The sequence below is a fragment of the Janibacter limosus genome (assembly GCF_004295485.1).
Taxonomy (GTDB): domain Bacteria; phylum Actinomycetota; class Actinomycetes; order Actinomycetales; family Dermatophilaceae; genus Janibacter; species Janibacter limosus_A.
The window spans coordinates 814,894-828,404 of sequence record NZ_CP036164.1 but is presented as its reverse complement, the minus strand read 5'-3'; the positions used below and the strand labels follow the sequence as shown (position 1 = coordinate 828,404).

12 protein-coding genes and 2 tRNA genes are annotated in these 13,511 nt (G+C 70.2%); 4 read left to right on the top strand and 10 right to left on the bottom strand.

Annotation, left to right across the window (positions count from 1 at the left end):
* Positions 1-9 precede the first annotated feature (9 nt).
* The 8 genes from clpX to tig form a co-directional block, all read right to left on the bottom strand.
* Positions 10-1,287: an ATP-dependent Clp protease ATP-binding subunit ClpX gene (gene clpX / locus EXU32_RS04050; protein WP_130628745.1), complete on the bottom strand. Its 1,278-nt coding sequence runs from the start codon at positions 1,285-1,287 to the stop codon at positions 10-12.
* 140 nt (positions 1,288-1,427) lie between these two features.
* Positions 1,428-1,616, bottom strand: a complete 189-nt coding sequence (locus EXU32_RS04045) for a hypothetical protein (protein WP_130628744.1) — start codon at positions 1,614-1,616, stop codon at positions 1,428-1,430.
* Between the two features lie 91 nt (positions 1,617-1,707).
* The gene (locus tag EXU32_RS04040; RefSeq protein WP_130628743.1) at positions 1,708-2,382 is read right to left on the bottom strand and encodes an ATP-dependent Clp protease proteolytic subunit; all 675 of its coding nucleotides are present in this window, start codon (positions 2,380-2,382) and stop codon (positions 1,708-1,710) included.
* A gap of 31 nt (positions 2,383-2,413) precedes the next feature.
* Positions 2,414-2,995, bottom strand: a complete 582-nt coding sequence (locus tag EXU32_RS04035) for an ATP-dependent Clp protease proteolytic subunit (protein ID WP_130631039.1) — start codon at positions 2,993-2,995, stop codon at positions 2,414-2,416.
* A gap of 184 nt (positions 2,996-3,179) precedes the next feature.
* A complete protein-coding gene (gene treS, locus EXU32_RS04030; protein WP_130628742.1) occupies positions 3,180-5,441 on the bottom strand; it encodes a maltose alpha-D-glucosyltransferase in 2,262 nt (753 codons plus the stop codon).
* A gap of 10 nt (positions 5,442-5,451) precedes the next feature.
* A complete protein-coding gene (locus tag EXU32_RS04025) occupies positions 5,452-6,168 on the bottom strand; it encodes a PaaI family thioesterase (RefSeq protein ID WP_165399570.1) in 717 nt (238 codons plus the stop codon).
* Positions 6,169-6,247: 79 nt separating this feature from the next.
* Complete coding sequence (locus EXU32_RS04020; protein ID WP_130628740.1) at positions 6,248-7,414, bottom strand: MFS transporter; 1,167 nt, start codon at positions 7,412-7,414, stop codon at positions 6,248-6,250.
* A gap of 117 nt (positions 7,415-7,531) precedes the next feature.
* A complete protein-coding gene (tig, locus tag EXU32_RS04015; protein ID WP_130628739.1) occupies positions 7,532-8,899 on the bottom strand; it encodes a trigger factor in 1,368 nt (455 codons plus the stop codon).
* A 166-nt stretch (positions 8,900-9,065) separates the two neighbouring features.
* Here tig and EXU32_RS04010 point away from each other — a divergent pair, with 166 nt between their 5' ends.
* Both EXU32_RS04010 and EXU32_RS04005 read left to right on the top strand, forming a co-directional pair.
* Entirely contained in the window at positions 9,066-9,587 is a 522-nt protein-coding gene (locus tag EXU32_RS04010; RefSeq protein WP_130628738.1) for a hypothetical protein, read from the top strand.
* 7 nt (positions 9,588-9,594) lie between these two features.
* The gene (locus EXU32_RS04005; protein WP_130628737.1) at positions 9,595-10,410 is read left to right on the top strand and encodes a dienelactone hydrolase family protein; all 816 of its coding nucleotides are present in this window, start codon (positions 9,595-9,597) and stop codon (positions 10,408-10,410) included.
* A gap of 34 nt (positions 10,411-10,444) precedes the next feature.
* Here the strand turns inward: EXU32_RS04005 and EXU32_RS04000 are convergent, their stop codons facing one another.
* Both EXU32_RS04000 and EXU32_RS03995 read right to left on the bottom strand, forming a co-directional pair.
* On the bottom strand, positions 10,445-12,268 hold the full coding sequence (locus tag EXU32_RS04000; RefSeq protein WP_130628736.1) for a cation:proton antiporter: 1,824 nt from the start codon (positions 12,266-12,268) through the stop codon (positions 10,445-10,447).
* A 48-nt stretch (positions 12,269-12,316) separates the two neighbouring features.
* A tRNA-Pro gene (locus EXU32_RS03995) sits at positions 12,317-12,390 on the bottom strand.
* A gap of 90 nt (positions 12,391-12,480) precedes the next feature.
* Here EXU32_RS03995 and EXU32_RS03990 point away from each other — a divergent pair.
* Positions 12,481-12,554, top strand: a tRNA-Gly gene (locus tag EXU32_RS03990).
* A 71-nt stretch (positions 12,555-12,625) separates the two neighbouring features.
* Positions 12,626-13,480 (top strand): iron uptake transporter permease EfeU, encoded by an 855-nt coding sequence (efeU, locus tag EXU32_RS03985; protein ID WP_130628735.1) that lies wholly within the window; start codon positions 12,626-12,628, stop codon positions 13,478-13,480.
* Positions 13,481-13,511 lie beyond the last annotated feature (31 nt).

The following is a 13,511-nucleotide window of genomic DNA, read 5'->3' as shown; positions in this document are numbered from 1 at the left end:
GACATCGGGTCAGGCGGAGCGCTTGTGCTTGCGCTTGCCGCTCTCCTCGTGGCGCACGATCGTCGGCAGGACGTTGTCGCGCACGACCTCGGAGGTCACGACGATCTGCTTGATGCCCTCGTCGCTCGGGGTGTCGAACATGACCGGCATGAGGACCTCCTCGAGGATCGCGCGCAGGCCACGGGCGCCGGTGGCGCGGGCGATGGCAGAGTCGGCGATGGCCTCGAGTGCGTCGTCGGTGAACTCGAGCTCGACACCGTCGATGGCGAACATCTTGCGGTACTGCTTGACCAAGGCATTTTTGGGCTCGGAGAGGATCTGGACGAGCGCGCCACGATCCAACGGCGTGACCGTCGTGATGATCGGCAGCCGGCCGATGAACTCGGGGATCAGGCCGAACTTCATCAGGTCCTCGGGCATGACGTCGGTGATCGCCTCGGCCATGTCGCTCGCCTTGTGCAGCTGGGAGCCGAAGCCCAGGCCCTTCTTGCCCACGCGCGACTCGATGATCTTCTCCAGACCGGCGAAGGCACCGCCGACGATGAAGAGGACATTGGTCGTGTCGATCTGGATGAACTCCTGGTGCGGGTGCTTGCGGCCACCCTGCGGCGGGACCGACGCGGTGGTCCCCTCGAGGATCTTCAGCAGGGCCTGCTGGACGCCCTCGCCGGAGACATCGCGCGTGATCGACGGGTTCTCGGACTTGCGGGCCACCTTGTCGATCTCGTCGATGTAGATGATCCCCTGCTCGGCCTTCTTGGTGTCGTAGTCCGCGGCCTGGATGAGCTTCAGGAGGATGTTCTCGACGTCCTCGCCGACGTAGCCGGCCTCGGTCAACGCCGTCGCGTCGGCGATGGCGAAGGGGACGTTGAGCATCCGGGCGAGGGTCTGCGCCAGGTAGGTCTTGCCGCAGCCGGTCGGCCCGACGAGCAGGATGTTGGACTTGGCGATGTCGACGTGGTCCTCGTCGCGCTTGGCGGCGGCACCCTCGTCGGCCTGGATGCGCTTGTAGTGGTTGTACACGGCGACGGCCAGGGCCTTCTTGGCCTTGTCCTGGCCGATGATGTAGGTCTCGAGGAAGTCGTAGATCTCGCGCGGCTTGGGCAGCTCGTCGAGGCCGAGGTCACCGCCGTCGGTGAGCTCCTCCTCGATGATCTCGTTGCACAGGTCGATGCACTCGTCGCAGATGTACACCCCGGGACCGGCGATGAGCTTCTTGACCTGCTTCTGGGACTTGCCGCAGAAGGAGCACTTGAGCAGATCGCCGCTCTCGCCGACTCGTGCCACGTCAGGGTGTCCTCTCATCCCGGGTCGACCACTGTGGTCGCGTTGCCTCGACCGTACCCAACGGGGTCGGTCTCCTCCTCCATTGGACACCGCTCGAAGGGCGCGCGTCGCCCCGTTCCGCTATCAGCGGAACGCAGACGTCACCGACCCCGGCGTCGTACCCGCACCGACCACAGGACCAGCCCGAGCCCGGTCATGGCGAGCACCACGAGCACCGCGGAGAGGATCACCCACGGCCCTGCCTCCGCTGCGGCGTCGGGGAGCAGGCCATCCGTCGACACCTCGTCCGAGGCGGCCTCGGTGACTGTCCCCACCCCATACTCCGCCACGATGTCCTCCCGGGCTCGAGGTGCACGCCGCACGATGCACCACGACGCAGGGCCCCGGGAGTCCCGGGGCCCTGCGTCGTGGTCGTCCTGCTCAGTCCTCGAGCGTGGCCTTGCGGGGGGCGAGCACCTCGTCGATGAGGCCGTACTCCTTGGCCTCGGCCGCGGAGAGGATCTTGTCGCGCTCGATGTCCTCGCGGACCTCCTCGGCGGTCTTGCCCGAGTGCGTGGCCCAGGTCTCCTCGAGCCAGGTGCGCATGCGCAGCACCTCGTTGGCCTGGATCTCGATGTCCGAGGCCTGGCCGTACTCACCACCGGCCAGCGCGGGCTGGTGGATAAGGACGCGGGCGTTGGGCAGGGCGAAGCGCTTGCCGGGGGCACCGGCGGCCAGGAGCACCGCAGCCGCCGACGCAGCCTGACCGATGACGAAGGTCTGGATGTCGGGACGGATGTACTGCATGGTGTCGTAGATCGCCGTCATGGCCGTGAACGAACCACCGGGGCTGTTGATGTACATCAGGATGTCGCGCTCGGGCTCCATCGACTCCAGCACGAGGAGCTGGGCGATGACGTCGTCCGCGGAGGCGTCGTCCACCTGGACCCCGAGGAAGATGATCCGGTCCTCGAAGAGCTTGGTGTACGGGTCCGTGCGCTTCATGCCGTACGAGGTGCGCTCCTCGAACTGCGGCAGGACATAGCGGTTGGAGGGGCCGGGGCGAAGTGCGGCCGAGCCCGGCTGGTGGGTGCGCAGCTGTGCGTCGAAGTTCATGGGTTCTCCTCAGAGGCTCTCGGGTCGGGGCTCAGTCGCTGATGGGGTTGTCGTCCCCGCGGCCGGCCTGGTCGGAGCGCTCGAAGACGTGGTCGACGAAGCCGTACTCCTTGGCCTCCGCCGCGCCGAACCACCGGTCGCGGTCGGAGTCCTTGTGGATCTGCTCGATGGTCTGCCCGGTGTGCTCGGCGATGAGCTCGGCCATCTGGTCCTTGACGAAGAGCATCTGCTCGGCCTGGATCTTGATGTCCGAGGCCGTGCCGCCGATGCCGCCCGAGGGCTGGTGCATCATCACGCGGGCGTGCGGCGTCGCGTAGCGCTTGCCCTGGGTGCCCGACGAGAGCAGGAACTGCCCCATCGAGGCGGCCAGGCCCATCGCCACGGTCGCGACGTCGTTGGGGATCCACTTCATCGTGTCGTAGATCGCCATGCCGGCCGAGATCGAGCCACCGGGGCTGTTGATGTACAGCCAGATGTCGGCCTCGGGGTCCTCTGCGGCCAGGAGGAGCATCTGGGCGCAGATGGCGTTGGCGTTGTCATCACGCACATCCGAGCCGAGGAAGATGATGCGCTCCTTGAGGAGGCGCTGGTAGATGTGGTCGTCGAGACCCATCCCGCCCTGCGGGCCGGCCGCGACGATCTCGCTGCTGTTGCTCACGCTCACTCGCTTCTCCGCCCTGTGGCGGTTGCTCTCGTGGTTCACGACTTTCACTGACCCTAACGTCCGCTCCCCCAGCATGTTTCCCGCCTACCGCACGTGTTCGCCCTGAGCGCAACCGCAGGGCGAAGGGGGTGGCTCACCCCCGCGGCGGCGTCACCAGCAGGGCCAGCCCCCCGAAGCCGTCGAGCTCGACGGAGAAGCCACGCAGCTGGTCGACCTCACCGAAGTCCGACCCGTCGCCCATGTCCATCAGTCGCGACCCCGGCTCGAGCGCCTCGCTGATGACGGTGCCGACGACCGGCTCCTCGCCGAAGTTGAGCACGGTGAGCTGCAGCTGCCCGGGGACCTGCTCGTACTCGTGGACCATGACGAGCATCGAGGGGTGGGCGACGTCGGGCACGTCGACCTGCCGGGTCGTCGCGACACCGAAGTAGCCGCGCAGGTGCAGCACGTCGCGCAGCCGGGAGGCGAAGGAACCGGGGTCCTCGAGCTGGGCATCGAGCGGCCCGTAGAGCACGCGCGAGCGCGGGATGCCGGAGGAGGAGGCCGTCGCTGCCGGGGCCACGTCGAGCAGGTCGTAGGCCGGCCGGTGGATCCACCGGGTGTCACCCTCGCGCAGCAGGGGCTCGATCTCCTGCGCCGGGATGGGCAGGGCACCCACGAGGTCCCACCCCGACAGGGCGAAGACCCCCGGCTGCAGGGCGTTGAACATCGCCAGCAGGAGGTGGGCGCGACGCACCCGCTCGATGTCGGCCTCGGTGAGGGCGTCGAGGTCACGCAGGCCGAGGGCGGCGGTCACGACGGACGCGGTCGTCGAGGCGATGCCGTTGGTGGTGAAGACGAGGTTGTACGGCGCCGCGTCGCCCGTGAGGGCGTCGGTGAGCTCCTGCCGGATCGTCTCGGCGAGGTCCTCCCCCTTCGTCGTCTCGCCGCGGAAGGTGAACTCGTCGTCGCGGTGCCGGCTGGCGAAGTGGACGAGCTCGTAGGTCAGCTCGTCGTGGTTCTGCAGGGCGTGGACCAGCCCGGCGGAGTCGACGCCCAGCTCCATCGCCTCCCGCAGGGTCAGCCGCAGGAACTCGGTGTCGCCGGTCGCCAGGGCGTGGTGGTAGGCGGGCCGGTTGACGAAGTCGTAGGAGAGGTCCGCGCCCCCCACGGCCGTGTCCCGGATGTCCTCGATGGACAGGTTGAGCTCCTGGAAGGTGAAGCCGCCGACCTTGCGCACCATCGACCCGATGAGCTGGTTGGCGGCCTGCGAGAGCGGGTGGCCCTCCGACCACGCGGGGCCGATGTCGAGGGTGCGCTCGACGCCGAGGAACCCGTTGGCGTCCAGCCGCAGGCCGCCGGACCCGAGGTCGCCGAGGCTGTGCAGCGCGTCGCCGATGACCAGGCGCATCCCGGCGAAGGTGGGGTCCAGCCAGTTGATCGACGGCTGCCCCTCCTTGAAGTAGTGCAGGTAGACCCAGCGGCGGGTCACCCCGTCAGGACCGGTCACGGGCGCGGTCGCCGACCAGTTGGTGTCCTTCAGGCCGGGGACGTGGAAGATCACCCGCTGCAGCTCGCCGACGATGTGTCCGGCCTCGGCGAGCGACTCCTCCGCGGCCTCGTCGAGGTTGACGGAGTCGCGGCCCTCGGGGACGTCGGGCAGCAGGTGCCACTCGTCGGGCGGGATGGCGACCATGTGGTAGATCCCCGGGTAGTCGTCGACCCCCAGCTCGGCGAGGCGGAAGTCGGCGCCCTTGCCCGTGTGACCGGGGACGATGTCGTCGAGGACCGTGCCCTCGTGCTCGGCGGCCACCCGGCACATCTCGCGGTAGTCCTCCTCGCTGCCGAAGAGATCGTCGATGTGCGTGGCGACGCGGTCGAAGTGCCCGTCGACGCTCGGTGTGGGGTTCCACCCCGACAGGCCACCGGCCCGCTTGACCGGGCCGGTGTGCAGCGCCTGGATCCCGATGCGCTGGAAGGTCTGCCACAGCCGCGGGTCGGCGAGCGAGGCCAGGAAGGAGCGGCCCGGGCGGGTGATCATCGAGATCGGGTAGGCGGTGAACCACACCGAGGCCGTCTGCACCGCCGCACGCGGGTCCGGCTGGGCATAGGGGTTCTGCCACATGGCGCCGATGCCGCTGAACTGCCCGGCGATCGTCTTGGCGTCCTGGAGCATCGACTGCCCACGCAGCCACTCGACGTAGACCGGGTTGGACCCGATGGGCTCGCCCGATCGCACCTGTGCGGCCGAGGGCGCGCCCTGGTGCCGCAGTCGCCCCCGGGGGCGCAGCGCCTTGGGACGGGCCGGGAAGAAGACGTCGGCGAAGTTGGGTGCCCCCGGCTCCTCGACCTCCAGCGCCTCGGGGTGGTCGCCACCGGGGACGCTCTCGGGCACGACCTCGTCGAAGTCAGTCATGCCACCCACGCTACGACGCGGACGGCTCCTGCGCGGCCTCGCCACCGGGAGCAGTCCCCGCCGCGTCGCCCGTGGGGCGATCGAGGTGCTCGCGGGCCCACCGGGGCACGACGAAGAGCGCCTCGGCCTCTGCGGTCACCAGGTCCTGCGCATCGCGGATCTCCCCGCGCGCATGGACCTTCCACCCGTCGACGCGCTCGACCCAGCCGCGGCAGTGCAGCGGTGCACCGAGCGGGGTCGGTCGACGGTAGGTCGTGTTGAGGTAGGCGGTCATGCCCGGCAGCCCCAGGTGCGCCGGGACCGAGCCGAGGACCTGGTCGAGGACCGCCGCGACGATCCCGCCGTGGACGTACCCGGGCGGCCCCTCGTAGCCGGCGCCGAGAGTCAACGCGCAGCTGGTGCTCCCGCTCTCGTCGCCGGTGACGACCAGCGGCGGGGCGATCGGGTTGCGCATGCCGACCATGGCGTTGCCGTGGTCGCGCAGCCGACCGGCGCTGTCGGTCTCGAGTCCGAGCGGGCCCTCCTGGGCCTCGGCGAGCAGCCGCGCGGTCAGCGTCTCGACCTGCTCGGCGACGGCGGCGAGATCGGGAGCGGCGACCCGGGTGCGCACGGTCGCGTCCGCGAGCGCGCGTACGGCGGCGGCAAGACCCGACTGGGCCACCTCGAGCGCCGCGAGCGCCACGGGGTCCTCGACGGGGAAGGGGGAGGCGAAGGCTCCGTCAGTCATGTGTCTCCTCGTGCGCTCGCGGTTGAACATCTGTCCAACCGCATTGCCATAGGGTAATGCGGATTCAGGTCGGCCCGGGTCAGCGTCCCTGCGGCCCACGCTCGCGCACGGCCGGGACGGCGAGCAGGGCCGGCAGCGCGAGCAGCCCGACCACGAGGAGGGATCGCAGGATCCCCGTGTGGTCAGCGATCATGCCGAGCAGCGGTGGTCCGACGATGAAGGCGAAGTAGCCGATCGTCGACACGACGGACAGGCGGGCGGCGGCCCGCGCCGGGTCGTCGGCCGCGGCACTCATCCCCGTCGGGAAGCCCAGGCTGGCGCCCACGCCCCACAGCACGACCCCGACGAAGGCGGTCGCGGTGTTGCCCAGGACGACGAGCAGCGAGCCCAGGATCGCCAGGACGAAGAGCACCCGCAGCACCGGCACGCGGCCGTACCGGTCGAGCAGCCGCACCCCGAGCAGTCGACCGGCGGTCATGGCAGCGAGGAAGGTCGCGAAGGCCAGCACGCCGATCTCCTCGGGCTGGTCGTGGCCCTCCGTGACCGCGAGCGCGATCCAGTCGTTGGCCGTGCCCTCGGTGAGCGCGGCGACGAGGACGACCAGACCGATGACGAGGGTGCGCGGCTCGAGCCAGGCGCTGCCGGGCCGCTCCGCGACGGAGCCTTCCTCCCCCGCCTCGAAGTCGCGGGCGAGGAACCGGCGCGGGACCCACAGCCCGACGGCCAGCGCAGTGATGCCAGCGGCCGACAGGTGCGCGATCACCGGCACGTCCAGCCGCACGAGCCCCGCGGCCACGAGGGCACCCAGGACGGTGCCGCCGGAGAAGAAGGCGTGGAAGACGGGCATGACGGTGCGTCCGAGGCGCTGCTCGACGGCCGCGCCCTCGTGGTTCATCGAGACGTCCCACAGCGAGATCCCGACGGCGACGACGAAGATCGCGGCTGCCGTCACGGCGACGTCTCCCAGGACGTCGACCGCCAGGCCCAGCCCGACCAGGCCCAGGGCGACGGTGACGACCCCGATCATCACCGTGCGCGCCGCACCGACCGCGGTGATGACCCGGCCGGCGAAGGGCAGCGCGAGCACGGAGCCGAGTGCCCCGACGAGCAGGGTCCGCCCGAGCTCGCCCGGAGTGAGGTCGAGCTGCGTGCGGATCGTCGGGATGCGCGCGGCCCAGGAGGCAAAGGCGAACCCGCTCACCGCGAAGGTCGCGAGCACGGCATTGCGTGCGGTCGTGGTCTGCATCTGGTCCTCACTCGATTCCTGAGGAGCTTGCGCAGCAAGCGTCTCGAAGGGCGGGCATGACGAAGGGGGTCACCGCCGGACCGGCGGTGACCCCCCTTCGTCGGGGTGGAGCGTGGCTCAGGCCTGCTCGTCCGCGGTCTCGCTCGCCTCGGACTCGACGGTCTCGGGGGCCTCGTCGTCACCGGCGAGGTCCTCGACGTCACCGGAGGCGCGCTCGCCCTCGGGGACGATGTCATCGAGGTCGATGGCGTTGCCGTCGGCGTCGACGATCGTGGCCTTGTCGAGGGCCGCGGCCAGCGCCTTGCGGCGGGCGACCTCGGCGACCATGCCCTGGACCTGACCCTGCTGGTCGAGCAGCTGGGCGAACTGGTTGGGGTCCATGCCGTACTGCTGCGACTGCATGACGAGGTACTCGATGAGCTCGGGCTGGCCGACCTCGACCTCTTCGGCGTCGGCGAGCGCGTCGAGGAGGAACTGGGTCTTGAGCGTGGAGCGCGTGGACTCGTCGACCTCGGCGCGGTGGGTGTCGTCCTCGAGACGGTCCTCCTGCTCCAGGTGCTGGTGGATCTCGGCCTCGACGATGCCCTCGGGCAGCGGGATCTCGGTGTTGTCGAGCAGGTGGGCCAGGACCTTGTCGCGGGCCTGGATGCCCTGCTCGAACTTCTTGGCCTGCTCGGCCTGCTTGGTCAGGTCGGCACGCAGCTCGTCGGCGGTGTCGAACTCGCTGGCCATCTGGGCGAAGTCGTCGTCGACCTCGGGCAGCTCGCGCACCTTGACCGACTGGACGGTCACGGTGCAGTCGGCGGACTGGCCGGCCTGGTCGCCACCGGCGAGCGGAGCGGAGAACTCCTTGGTCTCGCCCTGGGTCATGCCGACGAGGGCCTCGTCGATGCCCTCGAGCATGTTGCCCGAGCCGACCTCGTAGGAGACGCCCTCGACGGAGTCGACGGGCTCGCCGTCGAGCTCGGCCTTGAGGTCGATGGAGACGAAGTCACCGGTCTCGACGGCACGCTCGACACCGACGAGGGTGCCGAAGCGCTCGCGCAGCTCGGTCAGCTTGTCGTCGACGTCGGCGTCGGTGACCTCGAGGTTGTCGACCTGGACCTCCAGACCGTCGTAGTCCGGGAGGGTGATCTCGGGGCGCACGTCGACCTCGACGGTGAACTTCAGCGCCTCGCCATCGGTCATCGGGACGTCGGTGACGTCGACCTCAGGCTGGCCGATCGGGCTGACACCGGTCTCCTCGACGGCCTTGCCGAAGAACTCGGGGAGGGCCTCGTTGACGGCCTCCTGGATCACGGCGCCCTTGCCGACGCGCTGCTCGATGATGCGAGCAGGCACGTGGCCGGCGCGGAACCCGGGCACCTGGATCTGGCTCCCGATGGTCTTCAAGGCCGCGTCGACGTGCGGCTGGAGCTCCTCGCTCGGGACCTCGACGGTCAGCTTGACCCGGGTCGGGCTGAGGTTCTCTACGGCACTCTTCACTGCAGGCACTCCACACGATCTGGACGACGAAGGGGATTGGGGCGCAGGCCCTCGACCCATCGTGGAGACGGTCGGGCGCGCACGCACCGTCCCGGCGGACCGGGACACGAAGAGTCACTGTATCCGTTGCCACCCTCAGGTACGAATGCGCGGTTAGGTTGTCCGCATGACCACGCCGTCGACAAGCCCCTCCCAGAGCCTGCAGGCGCAGCGCATCCTGGCCATGTCCGTCATCGCGATGGTCCCGATCCTCGGGGTCGTCTCCGCCCTCGTCTTCGACCTGCACGAGTACCCGTCGCCGCTCGTGGCGGGCGGGCTCTTCGTCCTCAACCTCCTGGCCTTCGGCCTGGCCGAGACCATCGGCTACAAGGTCCCGGCCATCACGCCGGGCACCGAGCCCGAGGCTGCGCAGCGCCAGTCGGTGACGGCCATGCAGCAGTCGATGATCCTCCGCTTCGCCATCACCGAGGCGCCGGCGCTCCTCTCCTTCGCCGGCGCCGCCGTGACCGGCTCCGCGTGGGTCTACCTCGTCGGCGGCTTCTGGGCGCTGCTCTCGATGATCTGGCACGTGTGGCCCTCACGGCGCATCGCCACCAAGCTCGAGCGCAGCCTGGAGCGCGCCGGTGGCCGCGCCCACCTCACCGAGCTCCTCGGCGGTCCGTCCGCCCCCGGCCACCAGCAGTACTGAGGTCGACGTGGGCGACGACCTGCTCGACGACTTCACGTCCGGGCACTTCCGCCATGACGGGGTCGACCACGACGTCCTGAGGTCCGGCACCGGACCGGCCGTCCTGGTCATCGCGGAGGTCCCCGGCATCACTCCCGAGGTCGCCCGCTTCGCCCGGCGGGTGCGTGACCTGGGGTGCACCGTGGTCCTGCCCGTGCTCTTCGGGGCGACCGGCCGCGACATCCACCCCGACGCCCACGGCCGCCTCGGGACGGTCACCGCCGCCGCTCGCGCGATCGGGCAGATCTGCGTCAGCCGCGAGTTCGCCCTCCTCGCCGTCGGGCGGACCTCGCCGGTCATCCCGTGGATGCGTGCCCTGGCCCGGCACGAGCACGAGCGCTGCGGCGGGCCCGGCGTCGGCGTCGTCGGCATGTGCCTCACCGGTGGGTTCGCCCTCGCCATGGCGACCGACGAGGTCGTCGTCGCGCCCGTGCTCTCGCAGCCCTCCCTCCCCCTCGCGATCGGTGGGCGAAGGGGGGCCGTCACCGACATCTCCGACGAGGACCTCTCCGTCGTCGAGCAGCGTTGCGCTGCAGGCCTGCAGGTACTGGGGCTGCGGTTCCGCAGCGACAAGTTCTGCCCCGACGCCCGGTTCGAGGGGCTTCGCCGACGCCTGGGCGACGCCTTCGTGGCCATCGAGCTCGACGACGAGGCCGCCAACCCCGACGGCATCGGCGCGCCCCACTCCGTGCTCACCGAGCACCTCGTCGATCGTGCCGGGTCACCGACCCGGGCCGCGCTGGAGGAGGTCCTGGACCTCTTCAGGGCCAGGCTGCTGGCCTGAGCCGGCCGCGGGTCGGTCCGAGCAGGCCCGAGGGTCAGTCCGTGCTGGGCACGAGGGCGATCAGGGTCAGCTCGCCCTCGAGGGCCGTCTTCTCCGTGACGACCTCGACCTCGTCGTCCTCGACGGTGAAGAGGGCGATGGCCCCACCGTCGTAGGTCCGCTGGAAGTCGTCGAAGGTGTACTGCTCGGTCAGCGAGGTCCGCTTGACCCGCAGGTCCGCGACCCGCTCCGCCAGCTCCGCGTGGCCCAGGGCCGGCGCGAAGGCGGTCCGCGCGGTGAGGTGCGAGGCGGTCTCGGTGCGGTCCTTGCCCACGGCCTGCTGGGCCTGCGGGGCCAGCTGGAAGACATTGCCGCGTCCGAGCACGTGGGCGAACTCGCGGGCAGCGGTGGCATTGCGCTCGTCGCCGTCGGTCAGGGCGACCAGCGTCTTCATCCCCGCCAGGTCCATGTCCCGCACGGCGTAGTCGCTGAGGATGTTGGCGCGCTCCGCACGTACGCCGGCCATCCGCGCCGAGGAGATCTCCGACGGGTCGTCCGAGACGATCACGACGGGCACGCCCAGCTCGTCGAGGAGCTCTGCCACCCCGACGGCCCACGCGGGACCTCCCGCCAGGACGACGCCCTGCGGTGAGGCCGTCGCGAGACCCAACCGCTCGGCAAGCCGACCGACACCGAGGCCGTAGATCGCGACCGTCGCGACGATGACGAGGAAGACGAGCGGCACCATCCGGGCGGCCTCCTCGCCGAGCAGCTCCAGTCGAGCCGCCTGGGCGGGGTCCGCGACTCCCTCCGCGGCGTGCGAGAGCTCCAGGGCGAAGACGCTCGTCACCGCCGCCGCCACGATGCCGCGGGGTGCCATGAAGGCCAGCAGCCGTCGCTCCCTGCCGGTCACCGCAGTGCCGCGGATCCCCAGCGCGATGCTCACCGGCCGCACCACGAGCACCAGCACGAGGACGAAGACCCCCGCCACGGGCGCGATCTCGACGACCTCGGCCGGGGCGACCCGACCGGCGAGGATGACGAAGAGCATCCCGACGAGCAGGACCTGCAGGTGCTCCTTGAACTCGATGACGTGCTCGAGGTGCAGGTTGGGCCGGTTGGCGAGGTATATGCCCAGGATCGTCACGGTGAGCAGGCCGCTCTCGTCCTGCACGAGGTCGGACAACGAGAGGGCACCGACCGCCGCCGCGATGAAGACCGCGCCGTGGAGGAAGTCCGGCACCAGACGTCGCTTGATCGCGTACTCGAGGACGATGCCCAGCACGAGGGCGATGCCGACCGCCGTGACGATGGTGATGCCGAGGGTCCTGGCGACGGCCAACCACGGGTCGGCGGACGCCCCGGCGAGGACCGCCTGGAAGACGAGGACCGCGAGGATCGCACCGATCGGGTCGACGACGATCCCCTCCCACCGCAGAAGGGCCGCGACCCGGCGGGTCGGGCGCAGCTGGCGCAGGATCGGTGCGATGACGGTCGGCCCGGTGACGACGAGGATCGCGCCGACGAGCAGGGCCAGCTCGAGCGGGAACCCGAGCAGCCAGCCGGTGAGTGTGATGAGCGCCCACGCCACGGCGACGGTCACCGAGCACAGCCGCAGGATCGGCCGGCGCAGGTCACGGATGTCGTGCAGGCGAAGGGAGAGGCTCCCCTCGAAGAGGATGATCCCGACCGCGAGCGAGACCCCGCCGAAGAGCACCTCCCGCCCGAGGACCTCGTCGGGACTGACGAGCTGGCCCAGGGCGAAACCGACGACCAGCAGGATGAGGATCGAGGGGATGCGCACCGACCAGGCGATCACCTGGCAGAGCACGGCCAGGGCGGTCACGAGGGCCAGGTAGGTCGCCGGGTCGAAGGTCACGGCGTCAGCCTGCCATCCGATCGACCACGCAGCGGGTCGGACATCGTGTCGGGGTAGCCGGATTCGAACCGACGACCTTCCGCTCCCAAAGCGGACGCGCTACCAACCTGCGCCATACCCCGCGCGCCCCGATTGTGATCGAGTCACGAACGGGGTCTAGGCTAACCCCTGCTCAACCGCCCGCTGGCACAGGCCAGTTGGTGGGCGAGCGCGCGGGCGTAGCTCAATGGTAGAGCCCCAGTCTTCCAAACTGGCTACGCGGGTTCGATTCCCGTCGCCCGCTCCACGTTCTTCAGATCTTGAGACACTCACCGCTTGTTAGGTGAGGCTGCCCAAACCAGGAGTACTGTCCTTGGTGTGCTCGCCAACTACCTCATCGGTCTGCGCGAGGGCCTGGAAGCAGCCCTCGTCGTCAGCATCCTCGTCGCCTACCTCGTCAAGAGCGAGCGGCGACACCTGCTCCCCCGCATCTGGACCGGTGTCGCGGTGGCCATCGCGATCAGCCTGGCCTTCGGCGCGCTGCTCACCTTCGGCCCGCGCGGCCTGACCTTCGAGGCCCAGGAGCTCATCGGCGGCACCCTGTCGATCATCGCTGTCGGCTTCGTCACCTGGATGGTCTTCTGGATGGCCCGCACCGCCCGCGGTCTGGGCAGCGAGCTCCGCGGCCGCATCGACATGGCAGCCGAAGGGAGCGCCTGGGGCCTCGTCGTGGTCGCCGTCCTCGCGGTCGGCCGCGAGGGGCTGGAGACCGCCCTCTTCCTCTGGGCCACCTCACGCGCCGTGAGCGGCGATCGCGGCTCGACGTGGACGCCCCTGCTCGGTGCTGCCCTGGGGCTGGCCACCGCCGTCGTGCTCGGCTGGCTCATCTACCGCGGCGCCATCTCGATCAACCTGTCGACCTTCTTCACCTGGACCGGCGCCTTCCTCGTGCTCGTCGCCGCGGGCGTCCTCGCCTACGGCATCCACGACCTGCAGGAGGCGCGCTTCCTGCCGGGGCTGAACACCCTCGCCTTCGACGTCTCGCACATCATCGACCCGACGTCCTGGTACGCCACCCTGCTCAAGGGCATCTTCAACTTCACGCCGCGGACCACGCTCCTGCAGGCCCTCGCCTGGGTCGCCTACGTCGTCCCGGTCCTCGCCCTCTTCATCCGCGGCAGCCGCCGCCGGACCCAGCCCACCGCTCCCCGCCAGGCCGTCGCGTCGGCATGAGCACCCCCTTCGCCAGATCCGCCACACACCA

What these genes read in the sequence shown, in the direction of transcription:
- EXU32_RS04040 (WP_130628743.1), bottom strand. Translation starts at nt 2,382, where the DNA reads ATGAACTTCGACGCACAGCTGCGCACCCACCAGCCGGGCTCGGCCGCA.
- EXU32_RS04035 (WP_130631039.1), bottom strand. Translation starts at nt 2,995, where the DNA reads ATGGGTCTCGACGACCACATCTACCAGCGCCTCCTCAAGGAGCGCATC.
- treS (WP_130628742.1), bottom strand. Translation starts at nt 5,441, where the DNA reads ATGACTGACTTCGACGAGGTCGTGCCCGAGAGCGTCCCCGGTGGCGAC.
- EXU32_RS04025 (WP_165399570.1), bottom strand. Translation starts at nt 6,168, where the DNA reads ATGACTGACGGAGCCTTCGCCTCCCCCTTCCCCGTCGAGGACCCCGTG.
- EXU32_RS04020 (WP_130628740.1), bottom strand. Translation starts at nt 7,414, where the DNA reads ATGCAGACCACGACCGCACGCAATGCCGTGCTCGCGACCTTCGCGGTG.
- EXU32_RS04010 (WP_130628738.1), top strand. Translation starts at nt 9,066, where the DNA reads ATGACCACGCCGTCGACAAGCCCCTCCCAGAGCCTGCAGGCGCAGCGC.